We start from the raw sequence: 18,357 nt of genomic DNA, 5'->3' as shown, positions 1-18,357 counted from the left end.
AGTGGCGCCGTGGGGAGGAACATTCGATGGAGCGACAGCTCTCACGCCGTGGATTCATGGCCGGGATCGCCGGAACAAGCGTCCTGGCAAGCAACGGACAGGCCTTCGCCGATACCTGGCCGAGCCGCGCGACCAATATCGTCGTGCCCTTCCCGGCCGGCGCCTCGACCGACGTGGTCGCAAGGCTTCTGGCGGATCGACTGCGCGGCGAGCTCGGCCAGGGCTTCATCGTCGAGAACAAGACCGGTGCCGGCGGCAATATCGCGGCGACCAGCGTTGTTCGCGCCGCACCGGACGGCTACACGCTGATGTTCTCGTCTTCGGGCCCGCTCGCGACCAACAAGCTGCTCTACAAGACGCTGTCCTTCGACCCCCTCGCCGATTTCACGCCGATCGCCTTGCTCGGCGACGTCCAGGGCATCGTCGCGGTGCATCCCTCCGTGCCGGCCAAGTCCTTCGCGGAGCTCGTCGCCTACGGCAAGGCCAATCCCGGCAAGCTCACCTTCGGCAGCCCCGGCTTCGGCCTGATGGGCCACATGATCGGCGAGCTGATCCAGCGCAAGGCCGGCTTCCAGATGACGCATGTGCCCTATCGCGGCTCGGCGCCGCTGGCGACGGACCTACTCGCCGGGGTCGTCAATGTCGCGATCGACTTCATCCCGGCCTATATCCCGCATGTCAAAAGCGGCGCGATCCGCGGGCTCGCGGTCACCAGCGACCAGCGCGCGCCGCAATTGCCGGAGGTGCCGACGCTGTCGGAAGCCGGTCTGCCCGACGTCAACACGGCCGGCTGGTTCGGCCTGGTCGGCCCCAAGGGACTGCCGGAACCCGTGGTTGCGCGCCTCGCCGCGATCACCCGCGCCTATGTCGAAAGCGCGGAAGGCCGCGACAAGCTCGCCGTGATCGGCGTACGCGCGCGCAGCGGCGATGCGGCGGCGATGCGCACGGCCCAAGCGATGGAAATCGCCAGATGGGCCGATGTGATCAAGGCCGCCGGCATTACGCTCGACTGAGTGCGAGGCGGCTTGGCGTTAAAGCAAGATGGCCCGGGAGAACCCGGGCCATTTTCGTTTAACCAGAGCCCATCATCCCGGGCGCAGCGAAACGGCAGCGTGCTTGGCTTCCTCGGGAAACACGCCGTCATCCCGGGCCTGCCCCGGGATCCATCGTAAGGCTCCGGAGCCCTACGATGGATCCCGGATCGGCGCTGCTGCGCAGCTTGTCCGGGATGACGGCGAGGTTCGATCAAAATCGGGATGGCTCTACGCTGCCTGACCGAGCCCCAGCAGCTCCGCCGCATGCCCGCCGGTCATCCGCTTGATCTCAGCTTCGGTGAACTGCAGGTCGAGCAGATGGCCGACGATCTCGCGATAGCCGTCGATCGGGCGCGGCGATCCGGTAAGCCCGAGATCCGAGCAGAGCACGGTGTTATCGACGCCCGCGACATCGATCACCCGGCGCAGCTCCGGCGGATCGAATTTCTTCGATTTGCCCTCGACGAACATGCAGATCGAATGCTCCATCACCGCGCCGAGTCCAACAAGATGGCGGATTTCCGCGTCGCTGCAGTTGTTGACCATGTAGGTCGGGTGGTTGACGAGCAGCTTCTTCACGCCACGGGCCCTGGCTTCCTCGAACACCGCGAAGAGCTCCGGCGTCGAGAGATGCCCGCCGGCCAGGATGATGTCGCCCTCCGCGATCAGGTCGAGGATCTGCTTGACCTCGTCGATCAGCTTGCCATCCGGGCCGAAGGCCGTCAGCGGGATCGGGTCGAGCATCTTCTGCGCGGTCTTCGGGAAGGTCTTCACGGCGCCGGAGGCCAGCACGTCGATATGGTTCTTGGCCGCGAGCGTCGGCAGCCAGACGATCTTGCCGCCGAGCTTGATCGCATGGTCGACCGCATGCGGATTGAAGCCGCCGGAGGCATTGTTCAGCGCGATGCCGGAGAACAGCCTGACGCCGGTATCCGGCACGAGCTTCTCCAGCAGGATCGCGTGCGCCGTGCCCAGATAGAAATGGTCCTTGTAGACGACGGCGCGGAACTTGGCCTCGGCGGCGTCCAGCATCGCCTCGTGATGGTCGAGGATGCGCGGCATCGCGGCCGGGCCGCTATGGCAGTGCAGGTCGACGGCGCCGACGAGGAGATCGGCGATCTGGCGGCTGCGCGCATCGGCGCTGGTAGCAATGGCGTTCATGTCCGTGGCCCTCACGCGGTTTCGCCGGGCATCGGGTAATCCGCGGCGTTGATGACCCAGCCGGGCTTCAGCGAGAAATCCAGGCGCGGCGGGGAGAAGATGTCGATCATCTGGTTCAGGCCCGGCAGGACCGAGCGCGAGGTATGGATCGACGGCGGCGGGATCACGGTGAGCGAGGGCGCGGCCATCAGCTCGTGCTCGTCCTCGCGCCAGATGCGCATGTCCGGCGTCCAGGGCCAGCGGATATCGTGGATATAGCCGCCGTCGATGACGAGCGAGCCCTGCTCGAAATCGTCGTGGTGATGCGGCGAAAGCGTGGTGATGTCGCGCAGGCCGAAGCGCGGATCGAGCATGTTCACCATCAATGTCGTGCAGCGGAAGATGCTGCCGAAACGCCCCGTGCCGCCGGCATCGACATCCAGGCTGTAGGCGCGGACCTTCCAGCCGCCGGATGGCTCCGGCCAGGGCTTGAGCAGCGCGACATTGGCGTGGGGCTCGGCATAGGACGCCGCGTTCGAGCAGGCGGCGGCCAGATCGGGCGCAGCGCTGGAGAAGATGCGGATCAGGCGCCCCTTCCCTGCCACCATCACCTTCGACGCACCGGGCGGAATGAAGGCGATCGAACGGCCGGGCACCTCGACAGTCTCGCCGCCGGCCGTGACCGTTGCGCCCAGCGTCTCCTCGGGCAGGATCAGGCAATATTCGTCGGGCTGCGCCGGGCGCTCCAACGCGGCACCGGCCTCGACATCGGAATAGGCGACGATGAAGTTCTGCCCGCGCGCCAGCCAGGTCTTGAACCCGGCGCCGGCCTGCTGCGGTGCCTCCGCGTAGAAACGGGCATAGTCGGCGCCGGCATAGGCCTTGACCGCTGGTGCCTTGGCCGCCGGCTGCGCCGCCAGTTGCGAGCGCGGATCGCTGGAAGGATAGCTGGACACGGGTTCGGTTCTCCTATCGCGCGCCGGCGGCTTCGACCCGGCTCCGGGCGGCCTGCATCTGTGAGAGGGTGTCGCTCGCGGCCTTGCGCAGGAAACCCTGGTCCGAGGAGAGGATGAAGGCGCTGGCGCCACGTTCGGCGAAGGCGGCGGATTCCTCGCCATTATCCGTCATCACGCAGACCGGCTTGCCGACAGCCTTGGCGGCCCGGAGGATCGCATCGACCGCGTCTCGGACGACCGGCGCATCGCGATTGGGCGCACCGAAAGCCACCGTGAGATCGCCGCGGCCGATGAAGACGGCATCGAGCCCTTCGACCGCGAGGATATCGTCGATCCGCTCCAGCGTGGAGGGGTCCTCGATCATGGCGATGGTGGCAACAGTCGCATCGGACGCGTCGACGAGATCCCACATCTTCGATCCGCCATAGCGGCCGGCCCGGGTAACACCGGAGAAGCCGCGCTTGCCGCCCCGGTAGCGGCAGGCCGCGACCAGCGCCTCGGCATCGGCGACCGTGGCGATATGGGGCGCGAGCACGCCCTCGGCGCCGCAATCGAGCACCGAGAGGATCGCGTCCGCCGAAAGCGTGGGCACCCGGACGACGCCTGCGATGCGGGCCGCACGTGCCGCGAGCAGGGCGATATCCGTCGCATTGCGGTCGAAGGGCGCGTGCTCCTGGTCGACGACGATGAAATCGTAGCCGCAGAAGCCGAGAATCTCGGTCGCATGGGCGGTCGGGGTCTTGATGAAGCTCCCCGCCAGGAAGGCGCCGCTAAGCAGGCGCTGGCGGAAGCTGTTCGGTGCGGGAGCCTGCATGATGCGACCTGCCGGTTTCGATGGTCGCGATGATGGGCATCGTCGCAGCCGCACGCGGCCGGAATTGGCCTCGTTTCACGTGACGAAATGCACCAATGCGCAACTGCCCCTGGGTCAGAAAGCCGGCAGGATCGCGCCGGGATCAACGAAACGGCGGATCGCACCGTCTGAAAGGCCATCCAAAATGAAGAAGCGCCTCCTGCTGCTCGCCGGCTTGCTTGCCGCCTCCGCCCTGCCCGCCACCGCCGGCACGCTCGAGAACGTCCGGGCGCGCGGCGAACTGGTCTGCGGCGTCAGCCCGGGCGTGGCCGGCTTCTCCGTGCCGGACGAGAAGGGGCTCTGGGGTGGCTTCGACGTCGATATCTGCCGCGCGGTCGCAGCCGCCGTGCTCGGCGACGCCAAGAAGGTGCGCTTCACCCCGCTCAGCCCGAAGGACCGCTTCGTCGCGCTGCAGACCAGCGAGATCGACGTCCTCTCCCGGCAGGCGACCTGGACGCTGGGGCGCGATACCCAGATGGGCCTGCGCTATGTCGGCGTCGCCTATTACGACGGGCAAGGCTTCATGGTCCGCAAATCCGCGAACATCGCCTCGGCCAAGGACCTGAACGGCGCCTCGGTCTGCGTGCCCACGGGGACCACGACCGAGCTCAACATCGCCGATTATTTCCGGGCGAACGGCATGAAATACGAGGGCGTCGCCTTCGAGGCCGGCGATCAGGTCGCAAAAGCCTTCGAATCCGGCCGCTGCGACGTGTTCAGCAACGACGTCTCGGCGCTCTCCGCCTATCGCCTGAAGCTGGTGAACCCGGCCGAATACGTCATCCTGCCCGACCTGATCTCGAAAGAGCCGCTCGGCCCCGTCGTGCGCCAAGGCGACGAGACCTGGACCAGCATCGTGCGCTGGGCGCTCTACAGCATGATCGTGGCCGAGGAGCTCGGCGTCACCTCCGCCAATGCCGACGGGCTCAAGACCAGCGGCTCGCCCGAAGTCCAGCGCCTGCTCGGCGGCAACGGCAATTTCGGCGAGTCCATGGGACTGAAGCCGGACTGGGCCCAGCAGATCGTCAAGCAGGTCGGCAATTACGGCGAGGTCTACGAGCGCAATGTCGGCACCGGCTCGAAGCTCGGCATCGGCCGCGGCCTCAACAAGCTCTGGACCCAGGGCGGCCTGCAATACGCTCCCCCGGTGCGCTGAGCGCCGCGACCGACGTGTGTGACGACCACGCCCGGCCACAGCGCCGGGCGTCTTGCATCGAGGACAGGCTGATGGCGACTTCGAATCTCTATCCGGCGGAGAGCCTGAAAAGCTTTGCCGTCGCGCTGCTCGAAGCGGCCGGCGCACCGGCCGACAATGCGGCCATCGTCGCGGAGGCCCTCATCGAAGCCGATAGCGAGGACTTGCCCTCGCACGGCCTGCTGCATCTGCCGATGTATCTCGCCCGGATCGCAGGCGGCTCCGTCGATCCCCGTGCCACCGGCGCGATCGTCGTCGACCAGGGTGCGCGCCTGAGCATCGACGCCAGCAACGGGCTGGGGCAGGTCACGGCCGAAACCGCCTGCGAGATCGCCATCGCCCGCGCCGAAACCCATGGAATCGCGCTGGTCGCCGTCCGCAACGCCTTCCATTTCGGCGCCGCCGGGCGCTTCGCCCGCAGGATCGCGCTCGCCGGCCAGATCGGCATCGTCATGGCGAATACGCGCCCGATGCTGCCCGCTCCCGGCGGAACCGAAGCCGTCGTCGGCAACAACCCGCTGGCGATCGCCGTCCCGACCGAGGGCGAGCCCGTCGTGCTCGATTTCGCGATGAGCGCTGGTGCCCTAGGCAAGATCAGGCTCGCAGCGAACAAGGGCGAGCCGATCCCGGAAGGCTGGGCGCAGACGGCGGAGGGCCTGCCGACGCGCGACGCGGTGGAGGCGCTGAAGGGCACGCTCCTGCCCGCAGCCGGCGCCAAGGGCTTCGGCCTCGCGCTGATGATCGATCTCATCGCCGGTGGCCTCTCCGGCGGCGGTATGGGCGAGGCGGTGCGACCGCTCTATGGCGACATGGCCCGCCCCTATGACAGCGCGAACCTCTTCCTCGCGATCCGGATCGAGGGCCTGCGCCCGCCTGCCGAATTCGCGGCAGCCGCATCGGGGCTAACCGATCGCGTTCGCGAGTCGCGGGTCGCGGCCGGAGCGGCTCCTGTCCGCGTTCCCGGCGACCGCGCGACTCAGGCACGCAGCCGCTTCACCGGCCATTGCCCTCTCGCAAAGGAGACGCTCGAAGCGCTGCGCAGCCATGCCGGCCGCCTCGACGTCCCCGTTCCCGAGGCTCTCGCAGCAACCAGCGCGACTTAAACCTCAAGCCGCGAGGGTCGGCCAGGGCCGCGACGGCGCGCGCATCTCCTCATAGGCACGCGCGAGGCGCAGCACGCCGAGATCGTCGAAGGCCTGCCCGATGATCTGGAGGCCGATCGGCAGGCCGGTGCCGGAATAGCCGCAATTGATCGAGACCGCCGGCTGGCCGCCCATATTGGCCGCGACCGTGAAGGCGATATGCTCGAAGGGCCTCTGCGGATCGTTGAAGGGCGAGGCCCATTCCGCCGGATAGGACGGTTCCGGCGCCGTAGGCGAGATGATGAAATCGACATCCTTGAGCGCGGCATGGAGCGCATTGCGCATCGCCTCGATCTGGGCGAAGCCGGAATAGACGTCGCCGCCCGTGAAGTCCTTGGCGCTCACGATCCAGTTGAAGATATAGGGCAGGATCTTGGCCTGCTGCTCCGGCGGCAGGCGGGAAACATCCTCATAGCCCCGTGCCCGCCAGAAGCGGTCGAGCCCGTCGATCATGGTGCGCGTCAGCAAGGGCTTGATCGGCACGATGGTCGCGCCGGCATCGACCAGCGCAGCCGCCGCGCCCTGCACCGCCGCGAGTGTCTCGGAGCCGACCTCCTGGCCGAAGCCCGCCTCCAGCCACAGGCCAATCTTCAGGCCCTTCACCGGCCTCGCGAGATCGAGCCAGTCGATATCCTGATAGGGCAGCGCCATCGTGTCGCGCCGGTCGGGCTTGGTCAGAACCGACATGTAGAGCGCGGCGTCAGCGACGGTTCGCGTCATCGGCCCGGCAACGCGCCCGATGAAGGGCGGATCGATCGGCAGGCGCCCGGCCGAAGGCTTCAGGCCGACAAGCCCGCACCAGCCGGCCGGCAGGCGGATCGAGCCGCCGATATCGGTGCCGACATGGAGCGGACCGTAGCCGGCCGCCGCCGCAGCTCCCGCGCCGGCGCTGGACCCGCCCGGATTGGTCGAGAGATCCCAGGGGTTGCGCGCGAGCCTGTGGAAGCTCGACAGACCTGAGGAGAGCATGCCGTAATCGGGCATCGTCGTCTTGGCGAGGATCACGCCGCCCGCCTCGCGGGTGCGCGCCGCCGGAGGCGCATCGGCGACGGCCGGCACCAATGTCATCGCGGCCGTGCCGAGCGGGACCGGCGTCCCCTTGGTCGCGATGTTCTCCTTGATCGTGAGGGGCACGCCGTCGATCGCGCCGCGCGGCTCACCCTTGACCCAACGCGCCTCGGATTGCCGCGCGGCTTCCCGCGCCGCCTCTGGATCATAGGCCCAGAGCGCATTGAGCTGCGGCTCCCAGGCGTCGATGCGCCGGGTGACCGCATCGACGACCTCGACGGGCGAAAGCCTACGGGCGCGATAGGCTTCGACGAGCGCAACCGCGCTCAGATCGGCAAGATCGGTCATGGAGCAGCTCTCGTCCTATCCGGCATCCACGGCCCGAAGGCCGCGGAAACGCCCTCACCCGTGGAAGATCGAAATGGTCTTCATGCTGGCGAAACCGTAGAGGGCCTCGAAACCCTTCTCGCGGCCATGGCCCGATTTCTTGACGCCGCCGAAGGGCAATTCGACGCCGCCGCCGGCCCCGTAATTGTTGATGAAGACCTGGCCGGCATGCGCGGCCCGCGCCATCCGCAATTGCCGGCCGCCGTCGCTCGTCCAGATGCCGCAGACCAGCCCGTAGGGCGTGCCGTTGGCGAGCGCGAGCGCCTCCGCCTCGGTGTCGAAGGGCATGATCACCTGCACGGGCCCAAAGATTTCCTCCTGCGCCAGCTTGTGATCGGGCGGAACGTCGCGCAGCAGGGTCGGCGCGACATAGGCACCTTCCGACGGCGCATCCGCGACGATCGTGCCCTGCGCCGCGACCTTCAGGCCGTCCTGGCGGGCGACGCCGAGGAAGTCCTCGACGATCGCTTTCTGGCGCTGCGAGACCACAGGGCCGACGGAGAGATCGGCCTCGGCCGGTCCGACCTTGAGCGCGCGGTATTTTTCGCTCATCCGCGTGATCACGTCCTCATAGACCGCGCGCTCGACGAGGATGCGCGAGGAGGCCGAGCAGGTCTGGCCGGCGTTCTGGATGCCGGCATTGACGAGGAAGGGCACGGCACGGTCGAGATCGGCATCGGCGAAGACGACCTGGGCGGATTTGCCGCCGAGCTCCAACGTCACCGGCACGGCGTTGCGGGCCGCAGCAGCCTGCACCATCTCGCCGGTCCGGGCCGAGCCGGTGAAGGAGATGTGGTTGATGTCGGTATGCGCGGAGAGTGCCGCGCCGGCTTCCGTGCCGAAGCCTGTGACGATGTTCATCGCACCCGCCGGCAGCCCGGCCTCTTGCGCGATCCGCGCGAACTCCAGAATCGTGAGGCAGGCCTCCTCGGCCGGCTTGACGACGGCGGCATTGCCCATGGCCAGCGCCGCGCCGAGGCTGCGGCCGAGGATCTGCATGGGGTAGTTCCACGGGATGATATGCCCGGTGACGCCATGCGGCTCGTAGATCGTCAGAACGGTGAAGCCGTTCTGGTAGGGAATGGTGTCGCCATGCACCTTGTCGGCGGAGGCGCCGTAAAATTCGAGATAGCGCGCCAGCGCCACGACATCGGCCCGCGCCTGCGTCAGCGGCTTGCCGACATCGCGTGCCTCGATCTCGGTGAGAAGGTCGATATTCGCCAGCACGCCGGTCGCGGCCCGGCTCAGGATACGCCCGCGCTCCGTCGCGGTCAGGCAGCCCCATTCGCCGGTGAGCGCCTGCCGCGCGGCGGCGACCGCCAGATCGACATCCTCCTGCCTGCCACGCGCAAGCTTCGCGAATACCTGCCCGGTCGAGGGATTGCGGACCTCGATATGCTCGCCATCCACGGCGTCGCGCCATTCATTCGCGATGAAATTGCTGTAGGTCTTCACGTCAGGCCTCGATCGGGTTTTGCTTTTCGGAGAGCTGCGCCTTGAGGCGGACAGCCGTCGCATGGATATGGGCCCGCGCGACGCGCTCGGCGTCGTCGGGCTGGCGCTTCTGGATGGCGTCGAGGATGTCACCGTGTTCGGCCACAGCAGCGGCGGCCCGCTCGCAGGACAGCGCGAAGGCCGGCGCGAAAACCTGGGAGGTCAGGTGCAGGAGCGGCACGAGCGGCGGCAAAGAGGCATTCCCGGCCGCATCGATGATCGCCAGATGGAAATCGATATTCGACTGCGAGTAGTCGCTCGCGTTCCAGTCCGCGATCAGCTTGCGCTGACGCTCGACCAGCTTCGCCAGCTCCCTGATCTGGGCCGGTGACGCCCGCTCGGCGGCATGGCGCGCCGCGACGCCGTCCATCGCCTCGCGCACGGCATAGGCATCGAGCAGCTTCGGCAGGTCGGCCGTCGCGACCCTGACCCCGCTGCCCGGCTTGTTCACGACGAGCCCGTCACGCTCCAGCACGCGGAAGGCCTCGCGCAGCGGCGTCCGGCTGATGCCGAACTCGGCCGCGATCCGCTCTTGCCGCAGCGTTGCGCCGGGTGCGTAGACCCCGGCATAGATGCGTTCACGCAGAGCCTGCGCCACTTCGTCGAGCAGGCGCGACTGGCTGCGCCATGCGAGCACCTGGCCCATCGACGTCTCCACAACCGTCGAAAATGGTATCCAGGATACAGGGGCTGTCAATCCAAGCGCGTGGCTGGGCGCCCCCTCGCGCAGGGCATGCCCTTCGGCCGGAGTGGAGAATTCAAAACCGGAGAAGCCGGAGCCTTGGGGGGCGCTAGCGCAGCAGGAAGCCGTACCGCAGCGGGTCGTCGCGGTCGATGAACCAGGTCGCCTGGCCGCAGAGATGCGCGCTGCCGGAGACTTCCGGGATGATCGCGTCGATCGCCCCGAGCCTGGTCTCCTGCAGAACCCGCCCCGTCATGACCGAGCCGACGATGGATTCGTTGACCAGGAGCTCACCGGGCTTCAGCAGCCCCTTGGCATGGAGCAGCGCCGTACGCCCGGCCGTGCCGGAGCCGGTCGGCGAGCGGTCGAGCTGCCGGTCGGCGAAGATGCAGCAATTGGCCTGCGTCGCCTTGGGGTCGAGCGGATCGCCATCGATGATCGTGCCGTAGATATGGTTCAGCTCGGGGATTTCCGGATGCACGACCGGGAAGGCCTTGTTGGCGGCGATCTTCACCTCGGCGCCGAAACGGATCAGCGCCTCGGCATTCTCGCGCCGGATCGCGAGACCGAAGGGGCGGCCATCCGTGTAGAAATAGAAGGCGCCGCCGAAGGCGATGTCGCCGGTGACGCGCCCATAGGTCGGCGTTTCCACGCTGACGTCGCGGTGGACGAGATAGGAGGGGACGTTGACGAAGCGGACGCTCGCGGCGCGCATCCCGTCCCAGGTCACGAAGGCCTCGATGAAGCCGCAGGGCGCGTCGATGCCGACGCGCGTTTCCGGCTCCGTGCGCTTGACCCAGCCCAGTTCGACGGCAGCGGTGGCCAGCGCGATGACGCCATGGCCGCAATGGTCGCTATAGCCCTCGTTATGCACGAAGATCACGCCGAAATCGGCATGGGCTGAGACCGGCTCGGTCAGGTAGCCCGCATACATGTCGGCATGGCCGCGCGGTTCGAAGATCAGCGCCTGCCTGATATCGTCGATATGGGTCTTCACCCAGTCGCGCCGCTGAACGATCGTCCGGCCGGGCAGGCGCGGCAAGCCGCTCGTCACGATCCGGAAGGGCTCGCCGCCGGTATGAACCTCCACGGTCTGGATGACGCGATCGGCCTGCATCGTTCCCCCTGATGCTGTGTTTCGGCACAGCCTTGAGCAGGTTCAGGCGCCGTCCGCAAGGGAGGCGCCTGAACCTGCGGTCTTCGTCTCAGCCGATGGTCATCAGGCTCGCATTGCCGCCGGCCGCCGTGGTGTTGATCGAGGTCGAGACCTCCTCAAGCAGCCAGTTCAGGCAATAGGCGTCGGGATCGCGCTTCAGCTCCTCCGTGCTCGCCGCCTGCACGAGAACGAGCGGGCCGGAGAGCCGGGCGATGCGGCGGTTCACCTCGCCGATCCGCGTGGTGTCGCCCTCGACCAGGGCGCCCGAGAACGGGCCGTCGGCCTCCCAATCCGAGGTCCAGCTGACGCGGGCTTCGACCGCAGCCGGCAGGCCCGACAGGGCGCCCTTCAGGCCGGAGGCCGCGTCGATGACGAGCTGGTTGCCCGTCGCCAGCGCAGCCGCGACCTGCTGATAGAGGCCGGTCTCCGTCTGCGGCACGAGCAGGATGCGGCCGCGCGGATGCAGCGCGTAGAGATTGCGCTCGCCGACCGGCCCGGCCAGCTCGACATGGAGGCCGAGCGCCGAATGGCCGCCGATCTCACGGGCGGTGTTCGCCTCAGTGTTCAGCCCCTTGCCCGAGAGCCAGGCGGCATATTCGAGCAGCGCCGGATCGGTATGGATCGAGCTGTGCTGCGGCGGGATCGGCGCCTTGCGCACGAGCCGGCCGATATAGAGCGGCCCGCCGGCCTTCGGCCCGGTGCCGGAAAGCCCGCGCCCGCCGAAGGGCTGCACGCCGACCACCGCGCCGATGATGTTGCGGTTCACGTAGAGATTGCCCGCCTTGATGCGGCTGGTGACATGGGCGATCGTTTCGTCGAGCCGCGTATGCAGACCGAAGGTCAGGCCGTAGCCGGAGCCGTTGACCTCGTCGATCAGCTTGTCGAGATCGTCGCGCTGATAGCGGATGACGTGGAGCACGGGGCCGAAGACCTCGCGCTTCAGGTCGGAGAGGCTCTTCAGTTCGACGATGGTCGGCGGCACGAAGGTGCCCTTGGCCGCGGCGTCCGGCAGCGGGAGCTGCTCGACCTTGCGGCCGAGACCGCGCATGCGCGCGACATGCTCGTCGATCTCGCGCTGGGCACCCTCGCTGATCACCGGGCCGATATCGACGCTGAGCTTGTCGGTTCGGCCGATCGTGAGCTCCTTCAACGCGCCCTGCAGCATGTGCAGCGTCCGGTCGGCGATGTCCTGCTGCAGGCAGAGCACGCGCAGCGCCGAGCAGCGCTGGCCGGCGCTGTCGAAGGCCGAGGCGATGACGTCGGCGACGACCTGCTCGGCCAGCGCCGAGGAATCGACGATCATGCCGTTCTGGCCGCCGGTCTCGGCGATCAGCGGGATCGGCTTGCCCTCCGTCGAGAGGCGCTCGGCGAGCTGGGCCTGGATACCGCGCGCGACCTCGGTCGAGCCGGTGAACATCACGCCAGCCGTCTCGGGTGCCGCGATCATCGCCGCACCGAAACGTCCGCTGCCGGGCGTGAACTGCAGAGCCCCGCGCGGGACGCCGGCCTCGTGCAGGATCCTGACGCTCTCATGCGCAATGATCGGGGTGACGCCGGCGGGCTTCGCCATCACGGCATTGCCGGCGACGAGCGCCGCCGCGACCTGGCCGGTGAAGATCGCCAGCGGGAAGTTCCACGGGCTGATGCAGACGATCGGCCCGAGAGGCGCATGGGCCGGGCCGAGCGTCTTGCGCGCCTGGTCGGCGTAGTAGCGCAGGAAGTCGATGGCCTCGCGCACTTCGCTGATCGCATTGGCAGCGGACTTGCCGGCCTCCCGCATAGCGATACCCATCAGCGTCTCGATGCGCGCCTGCATGATGTCGGCGGCGCGATCAAGGCAGGCAGCACGCTCAGTCGGCGACACGGCGGCCCAGGCCTTGCCGCCCTCGGCGGCGAGGCGCGCGATCTTCTGGGCATCCTCGACCGCAAGCTCGGTGACCTGCCCGACGACGTCGGAATGATCGGCCGGGTTCAGAACCGGGCGCGTCGTGCCGGCGGTGGAGTTGTCGGCGAGCAGCGGCACGGCGTGCCAGCTCTGCCCGACCGTCGCCGCGAGATTGCCGGCAAGCTCGGCCAGCGATGCTTCGTTGGAGAGGTCGATGCCCTTCGAATTGGCACGGTCGGCGCCGTAGAGGTCACCCGGCAACGCGATCTGGTCGTGCAGCATGCCGATGACCGGCATCGCCTCGACGACATCGACGGGGTCGGCGACGAGCGAGTCGATCGTCACCTTCGGATCGGAGATGCGGTTGACAAAGGAGGAGTTCGCCCCGTTCTCGAGCAGGCGGCGCACGAGATAGGCCAGCAGCGTCTCATGCGTGCCGACCGGCGCATAGATGCGGCAGGGCCGGTCGAGATTGTCCTGGCCGACGACTTCGTCATAGAGCGGCTCGCCCATGCCGTGCAGGCACTGGAACTCGTACTTTCCGACGGCGAAGTCGTTGCCGGCGAGATGATAGATCGTCGCCAGCGTCTGCGCATTATGCGTCGCGAATTGCGGGAAGATCGCGTCGGGCGCGCCCAAGAGCTTGCGGGCGCAGGCGACATAGGCGACGTCGGTATGGACCTTGCGGGTATAGACCGGAAAATCGGCGAGCCCGTCGACCTGGGCGCGCTTGATCTCGGCATCCCAATAGGCGCCCTTGACGAGGCGCACCATCATGCGCCGGCCGGAGCGACGGGCGAGATCGATGATCCAGTCGAGCACGAAGGGGCAGCGCTTGCCATATGCCTGCACCACGAAGCCGAGTCCGTTCCAGCCCTGCAGCGCATTGTCGAAGCTCAGCGCCTCCAGCAGGTCGAGCGAAAGCTCCAGCCGGTCGGCTTCCTCGGCATCGATATTGAGGCCGATATCGTAGCTCTTGGCGATCAGAGCGAGCTCGCGCACGAGCGGCAGCAATTCACCCATGACGCGGCCGGCCTGGGCGCGGCTATAGCGCGGATGCAGCGCCGAGAGCTTGATCGAGATGCCCGGGCCTTCATAGACGCCGCGCCCGTTCGCCGCCCTGCCGATAGCGTGGATCGCGTTCTCGTAGTCGCGATAGTAACGCGCCGCATCGGCGGCGGTCGTCGCGGCCTCGCCGAGCATGTCATAGGAATAGCGGAAGCCGCGCGCCTCCAGTGGGCGGGCGCGCTTCAGCGCCTCGTCGATCGTCTCGCCAGTGACGAACTGCTCACCCATCATCCGCATCGCCATGTCGACGCCGCGGCGGATCACCGGCTCGCCGGCTCGCGCGATGAGGCGCGTCAGGGCAGCCGCGAGGCTGCGGTCATTGACGGTGGAGGTGAGCTTGCCGGTGACGACGAGCCCCCAGGTCGCGGCATTGACGAAGAGCGACTTGCCGCCGCCGACATGGGACTTCCAGTCGCCATCGGCGATCTTGTCGCGGATCAGCGCATCGCGCGTCGCCGTGTCCGGAATGCGCAGCAGCGCCTCGGCAAGGCACATCAGCGCGACGCCTTCCTGGCTGGAGAGCGAATATTCCTGGACCAGCCCCTCGACGCCGGTGCCCTTGTGCTTGGCCCGCAGCGCCTCGATCAACCTGCGCCCCGTGCGGGCGATCTCCTGCTTGCTCGCCGGGGCCAGTTTCGCCGCTTCCAGCAAAGGCGGCAGGCATTCGGTCTCGGGGCGGCGATAGGCGGCGGTGATCGCCTGGCGCAGCGCCGACTGCTCGCGGATCGGCGGGGCGAAGCCCGTGAAGGGCGTCGGGCTGGTAGCGGTGGCGACGGCGGCAGCGGTGGCTTGGCTCATGGCTTTTCCCGGCGAGTTCGAACGCGACGGGCCGGGGGCGACACCCCTCTCCCGTTCTTGCGCGGGAGCTTATCACGAGCCCGATTCTCAAGCGGCCCAATTTTCGCTATCCTGCAGTCCATTCGGACTTCAGATTTGGAGATCACAAGTGAAGAAGCCCAAGGAAACGCCATTGGAAGGCGATCTGGACGCACTCGACCGCAAGATCCTGGACGTCCTCAGGGAGGACGGCCGGATTTCGATCGCCGAGCTCGGCGCGCGGATCGGCCTGTCCAAGACGCCGTGCCAAATCCGCTTCCGCCGGCTGGTGGAAGATGGCTACATCGAAGGCTTCAGGGCCACGCTGAATCCGGCAAAGCTCAAGCTCGATCACATCGCCTTCGCCGAGGTGAAGCTGTCCGACACCACGGAAAAGGCGCTGACGAAATTCAACGAGGAGGTCAAAAAGATCAAGGAGGTCGAGGAGTGCCACATGATCGCCGGCCGCTTCGACTATCTCCTGAAGATCAGGACGCCGGATATCCGGCGCTACCGGGCGGTGCTGGGCGAGAAGATCTCGAACCTGCCCCATGTCGCGAACACCTCGACCAATGTCGCCATGGAGACGGTCAAGGAAACCTGGTGATCACCGCGCTTTGCAGAAGGGGAGCCTGAAGCCGCGTCGGTAGCACGCGTGTCAGGCTCCGTCTTCGCTCAGGGTTTAAGCGGCGTCAGGCCTTGCAGCTCGATCGTCCCGAAGGACGGCATGGTGCCGAGCTGCTTCTCCAGCGCGGTCGGGTCGAGCGTCACCGGCTTTTCGGGCCAGTATGTGACCATCTGCGGGAAGGCGATCATCAACGCGACCAGGATGAGCTGCAGCACGATCCAGGGGATCGAGCCGAGATAGATGTCGCGGCTCTTCACCGTCGGCGGCGCGATGCCGCGCAGGTAGAACAGCGCGAAGCCGAAGGGCGGGTGCATGAACGAGGTCTGGATATTGGCGCAGATCAGGAGCGCGAACCAGATCAGGTTGATGTCCAGCTTCGCCGCCGCCGGCGCCAGCATCGGGATGATGATGAAGGCGATCTCGAAGAAGTCGAGGAAGAAGGCGATGAAGAAGATGAAGATCATCGTGAAGGTCAGGAAGCCGACCTGACCGCCGGGCAGCCCGGTGAGCATGTGCTCGATCCACAGGCCGCCGCCGACGCCCTGGAAGACCAGGCTGAACACGCGCGAGCCGATCAGGATCATCGTCACCATGGCGGTGATCCGCATGGTCGAGGACATCGCCTGATAGGTCAGCTTCCAGCTGAGCGTGCGATACATCGCGGCGAGCCCGATCGCGCCGACCGCGCCCATGGCGCCGGCCTCGGTCGGGGTGGCGAGACCCATGAAGATCGTGCCGAGCACGAGGAAGATCAGCGCGGCCGACGGCACGATGCCACGGATGCACTTCCTGACCAGCGCCCAGCCCCTCAAGGTGCGCGCCTCGGGCGGCAGCGCCGGAACGTCCCCCGGCTTGATGATCGAGAGGATCATCACCCAGATGCAGAACAGCGCGACCTGCACGATGCTGGGGCCGATCGCGCCGGCATACATGTCGCCGACCGAGCGGCCCATCACGTCGGCGAGCACGACCAGCACCAGCGAGGGCGGGATCAGCTGCGTGATCGTGCCGGACGCGGCGATGACGCCGGTGGCATGGCGCATGTTGTAGCCGTAGCGCATCATCACCGGCAGCGAGATCACGCCCATGGCGATGACCGAGGCCGCGACCGTGCCGGTGATGGCGCCGAGGATCGCGCCGACGAAGATCACGGCATAGGACAGGCCGCCGCGAACGCTGCCGAAGAGCTGGCCGATCGAATCCAGCAGGTCCTCCGCCAGCCCGCAGCGCTCCAGGATCGCGCCCATGAAGGTGAAGAACGGGATCGACAGCAGCAGGTCGTTCGAGATGCTCCCGTAGAGCTGGAAGGTCAGGTTGCCCATGTAGTTGGGCGTGATCACCCCCATCTCGATGGCGATGAAGCTGAAGAACAGCCCGACCGCCGCGAGCGAGAACGCGGCGGGATAGCCGATCAGCAGGAAGAGGATCAGCCCGCCGAACATCATCGGGCCGAGATTGGAGCGGATCGCGTCGATCATTGCAGCGGCTTCTCGTAGGCGTATTCGTGCTGGTGGAAGCCACGCAGCGCCGCGGCACGCTTGATCATCTCGGAGAGGCCCTGCGCCAGAATCAGGGTGAAACCGACCGGCAGGAGCAGGATGACGGGCCAGCGGCATCAGCTCGCGGCAGAAGAACCAGGCGATCGCAACGGTCGCAGCCATGCAGCCGACCGTCGCCAGCGCCAACCAAAGCTTGAACATGCGCTCCCCGCCCTGCGGTTGTCCGCTAACCCCTGGGAGTCGCAGCTACCAGCTAAACGCTTAGCTGTTCCATTGCGGAGAGGGGGCTATCGCATAGCCTCGGCATAACCGACGGCATCGAGCTGCTCCTGCGTGCGCAGGCGGTACCCGACGGCAAGCTCGGTGATGATGTAGATTGGCTGCGTCGGATCGGGCTCGATCCGATTGCGCAGCTTCTTCATCAGGATACGCAGGTACTGCACATCCTCCACAGGTTCCTGCGGCCAGAGCTCGCGCATGGCGATGCATCAGCACATGGCCATGATGGACCGCGAGGGTCCGCATCCGCGTCGCCGAGCTTCACGGCCAACGCCGCCGGGCCGGCCTGCCCGCTGGCGAGCCGGCAGAACAGCCACTGGTTTCCCGACAGGGCGATGGCGGCGGTGACGCTGCCGTCCGGGAGCGCCAGGAAAGCACGGGCCGCCTGTTCGAGCTCGGCGGTCAGGTCATCGGGAAAGGCTGAGCGTGCCGGCCGCAGGCCGCTGCCTCGTTCCAGCGGGGCGAAGAGCGCGACCGGACGGGCAAGCGCGTCGGACATATGGTCGGTGACGATGCCATAAACCGCCTCCACGTCGCTGGCTGCGGCGATAGCGCTGCCGAGTTCGTAGACATGGCGGACCGCCCGTTCGTTCTGCTGCGCGCGCAGCATCTGGGCACGCAGCCGCCCTGCCAGCGGACCGACGGTCAGCGCCACGGCGAGAGACGTCATGAGATCGATGAGCTGGGCCGGCTTGAAGACGAGAGGGCTGAACAGCGGCGGATAGAACAGCGACGTCATGAAGGCGCCGAGCAGGGCGGCAAGTACCGCGCAGCCAGTGCCATAGCGGATCGCGGCGACCAGCACCGGCAGCATGTAGACCGCCGAGACGCTGTCGATCGGTGCAAGCCAGGCCGCGATGCCCGCCAGCGCGGTGGCAAAGGCGACGAGCCCGACCGTCTTCAGATAGGGGAGGAGAAAACGAAGCGCGGGAGTGAACGTCGCTGCTCTGGTCATTGCGCCTCAGTATGGTCGAGCGCGGCGCAAAATCAGAAACTTAGCGAAAAGCCTTGGTGGAGCTGAGGTCAAATAAACCCCCGTCTTTCGGCGTTTCAGAGCGTCCACCAGCGTTCTTTTTCTCTCCGTAAAATCAGTGACTTCCGGCGCTCAGCGTCTTTTCACGTCCCGGATAGTTCT

General features: G+C 67.2%; 15 protein-coding genes. 4 read left to right on the top strand and 11 right to left on the bottom strand.

Annotated features, from left to right (window positions below; genetic code table 11):
* The first annotated feature begins 26 nt into the window (after positions 1 to 26).
* Positions 27 to 1,013 (top strand): Bug family tripartite tricarboxylate transporter substrate binding protein, encoded by a 987-nt coding sequence (locus AC07NY_RS01180; RefSeq protein WP_494581165.1) that lies wholly within the window; start codon positions 27 to 29, stop codon positions 1,011 to 1,013.
* Between the two features lie 249 nt (positions 1,014 to 1,262).
* Here AC07NY_RS01180 and AC07NY_RS01175 read toward each other — a convergent pair whose 3' ends face one another.
* The 3 genes from AC07NY_RS01175 to AC07NY_RS01165 are packed head-to-tail and all read right to left on the bottom strand — an operon-like array spanning position 1,263 to position 3,944.
* Positions 1,263 to 2,195 (bottom strand): DUF6282 family protein, encoded by a 933-nt coding sequence (locus AC07NY_RS01175; RefSeq protein WP_494581163.1) that lies wholly within the window; start codon positions 2,193 to 2,195, stop codon positions 1,263 to 1,265.
* 11 nt (positions 2,196 to 2,206) lie between these two features.
* Complete coding sequence (locus AC07NY_RS01170; RefSeq protein WP_494581161.1) at positions 2,207 to 3,130, bottom strand: cupin domain-containing protein; 924 nt, start codon at positions 3,128 to 3,130, stop codon at positions 2,207 to 2,209.
* Between the two features lie 13 nt (positions 3,131 to 3,143).
* A complete protein-coding gene (locus AC07NY_RS01165; RefSeq protein WP_494581159.1) occupies positions 3,144 to 3,944 on the bottom strand; it encodes an HpcH/HpaI aldolase family protein in 801 nt (266 codons plus the stop codon).
* A 184-nt stretch (positions 3,945 to 4,128) separates the two neighbouring features.
* Here AC07NY_RS01165 and AC07NY_RS01160 point away from each other — a divergent pair, with 184 nt between their 5' ends.
* Together AC07NY_RS01160 and AC07NY_RS01155 are read left to right on the top strand one after the other, a co-directional pair.
* Positions 4,129 to 5,139, top strand: coding sequence for an amino acid ABC transporter substrate-binding protein (locus AC07NY_RS01160; RefSeq protein WP_492285830.1), 1,011 nt, complete (start codon positions 4,129 to 4,131; stop codon positions 5,137 to 5,139).
* A gap of 71 nt (positions 5,140 to 5,210) precedes the next feature.
* Positions 5,211 to 6,281, top strand: a complete 1,071-nt coding sequence (locus tag AC07NY_RS01155) for an Ldh family oxidoreductase (protein WP_494581157.1) — start codon at positions 5,211 to 5,213, stop codon at positions 6,279 to 6,281.
* Positions 6,282 to 6,284: 3 nt separating this feature from the next.
* Here the strand turns inward: AC07NY_RS01155 and AC07NY_RS01150 are convergent, their stop codons facing one another.
* From AC07NY_RS01150 to putA, 5 genes are all read right to left on the bottom strand, one after another.
* Positions 6,285 to 7,676: an amidase gene (locus AC07NY_RS01150; RefSeq protein WP_494581155.1), complete on the bottom strand. Its 1,392-nt coding sequence runs from the start codon at positions 7,674 to 7,676 to the stop codon at positions 6,285 to 6,287.
* A 54-nt stretch (positions 7,677 to 7,730) separates the two neighbouring features.
* Positions 7,731 to 9,170, bottom strand: a complete 1,440-nt coding sequence (locus tag AC07NY_RS01145; protein ID WP_494581153.1) for an aldehyde dehydrogenase family protein — start codon at positions 9,168 to 9,170, stop codon at positions 7,731 to 7,733.
* A 1-nt stretch (position 9,171) separates the two neighbouring features.
* Positions 9,172 to 9,855, bottom strand: a complete 684-nt coding sequence (locus AC07NY_RS01140; protein WP_494581151.1) for a GntR family transcriptional regulator — start codon at positions 9,853 to 9,855, stop codon at positions 9,172 to 9,174.
* A gap of 145 nt (positions 9,856 to 10,000) precedes the next feature.
* Complete coding sequence (gene lhpH / locus AC07NY_RS01135) at positions 10,001 to 11,008, bottom strand: trans-3-hydroxy-L-proline dehydratase (RefSeq protein WP_494581149.1); 1,008 nt, start codon at positions 11,006 to 11,008, stop codon at positions 10,001 to 10,003.
* A gap of 88 nt (positions 11,009 to 11,096) precedes the next feature.
* Positions 11,097 to 14,798, bottom strand: a complete 3,702-nt coding sequence (putA, locus tag AC07NY_RS01130) for a trifunctional transcriptional regulator/proline dehydrogenase/L-glutamate gamma-semialdehyde dehydrogenase (protein ID WP_494581147.1) — start codon at positions 14,796 to 14,798, stop codon at positions 11,097 to 11,099.
* Between the two features lie 172 nt (positions 14,799 to 14,970).
* Here putA and AC07NY_RS01125 point away from each other — a divergent pair, with 172 nt between their 5' ends.
* Positions 14,971 to 15,423 (top strand): Lrp/AsnC family transcriptional regulator, encoded by a 453-nt coding sequence (locus AC07NY_RS01125; protein ID WP_494583640.1) that lies wholly within the window; start codon positions 14,971 to 14,973, stop codon positions 15,421 to 15,423.
* A gap of 68 nt (positions 15,424 to 15,491) precedes the next feature.
* Here AC07NY_RS01125 and AC07NY_RS01120 read toward each other — a convergent pair whose 3' ends face one another.
* The 3 genes from AC07NY_RS01120 to AC07NY_RS01110 form a co-directional block, all read right to left on the bottom strand.
* Positions 15,492 to 16,922: a TRAP transporter large permease gene (locus AC07NY_RS01120; protein WP_494581145.1), complete on the bottom strand. Its 1,431-nt coding sequence runs from the start codon at positions 16,920 to 16,922 to the stop codon at positions 15,492 to 15,494.
* A gap of 308 nt (positions 16,923 to 17,230) precedes the next feature.
* Complete coding sequence (locus AC07NY_RS01115) at positions 17,231 to 17,365, bottom strand: hypothetical protein (RefSeq protein WP_494581143.1); 135 nt, start codon at positions 17,363 to 17,365, stop codon at positions 17,231 to 17,233.
* Entirely contained in the window at positions 17,365 to 18,177 is an 813-nt protein-coding gene (locus AC07NY_RS01110) for a DUF4118 domain-containing protein (protein WP_494581141.1), read from the bottom strand. The genes AC07NY_RS01115 and AC07NY_RS01110 overlap by 1 nt, the downstream gene beginning before the upstream one ends.
* Between the last annotated feature and the right edge of the window lie 180 nt (positions 18,178 to 18,357).

It is taken from the genome of Allobosea sp. GW821-FHT09G06 (genome assembly GCF_059416005.1).
This window is presented reverse-complemented; position numbering and strand designations above follow the sequence as displayed.

Bases quoted from the DNA above. Each gene is read 5' to 3' on its own strand.
- AC07NY_RS01175 (WP_494581163.1), bottom strand. From the start codon at position 2,195: ATGAACGCCATTGCTACCAGCGCCGATGCGCGCAGCCGCCAGATCGCC.
- AC07NY_RS01165 (WP_494581159.1), bottom strand. From the start codon at position 3,944: ATGCAGGCTCCCGCACCGAACAGCTTCCGCCAGCGCCTGCTTAGCGGC.
- putA (WP_494581147.1), bottom strand. From the start codon at position 14,798: ATGAGCCAAGCCACCGCTGCCGCCGTCGCCACCGCTACCAGCCCGACG.
- AC07NY_RS01140 (WP_494581151.1), bottom strand. From the start codon at position 9,855: ATGGGCCAGGTGCTCGCATGGCGCAGCCAGTCGCGCCTGCTCGACGAA.
- AC07NY_RS01120 (WP_494581145.1), bottom strand. From the start codon at position 16,922: ATGATCGACGCGATCCGCTCCAATCTCGGCCCGATGATGTTCGGCGGG.
- AC07NY_RS01115 (WP_494581143.1), bottom strand. From the start codon at position 17,365: ATGAAGAAGCTGCGCAATCGGATCGAGCCCGATCCGACGCAGCCAATC.
- lhpH (WP_494581149.1), bottom strand. From the start codon at position 11,008: ATGCAGGCCGATCGCGTCATCCAGACCGTGGAGGTTCATACCGGCGGC.
- AC07NY_RS01110 (WP_494581141.1), bottom strand. From the start codon at position 18,177: ATGACCAGAGCAGCGACGTTCACTCCCGCGCTTCGTTTTCTCCTCCCC.
- AC07NY_RS01155 (WP_494581157.1), top strand. From the start codon at position 5,211: ATGGCGACTTCGAATCTCTATCCGGCGGAGAGCCTGAAAAGCTTTGCC.
- AC07NY_RS01150 (WP_494581155.1), bottom strand. From the start codon at position 7,676: ATGACCGATCTTGCCGATCTGAGCGCGGTTGCGCTCGTCGAAGCCTAT.
- AC07NY_RS01180 (WP_494581165.1), top strand. From the start codon at position 27: ATGGAGCGACAGCTCTCACGCCGTGGATTCATGGCCGGGATCGCCGGA.
- AC07NY_RS01160 (WP_492285830.1), top strand. From the start codon at position 4,129: ATGAAGAAGCGCCTCCTGCTGCTCGCCGGCTTGCTTGCCGCCTCCGCC.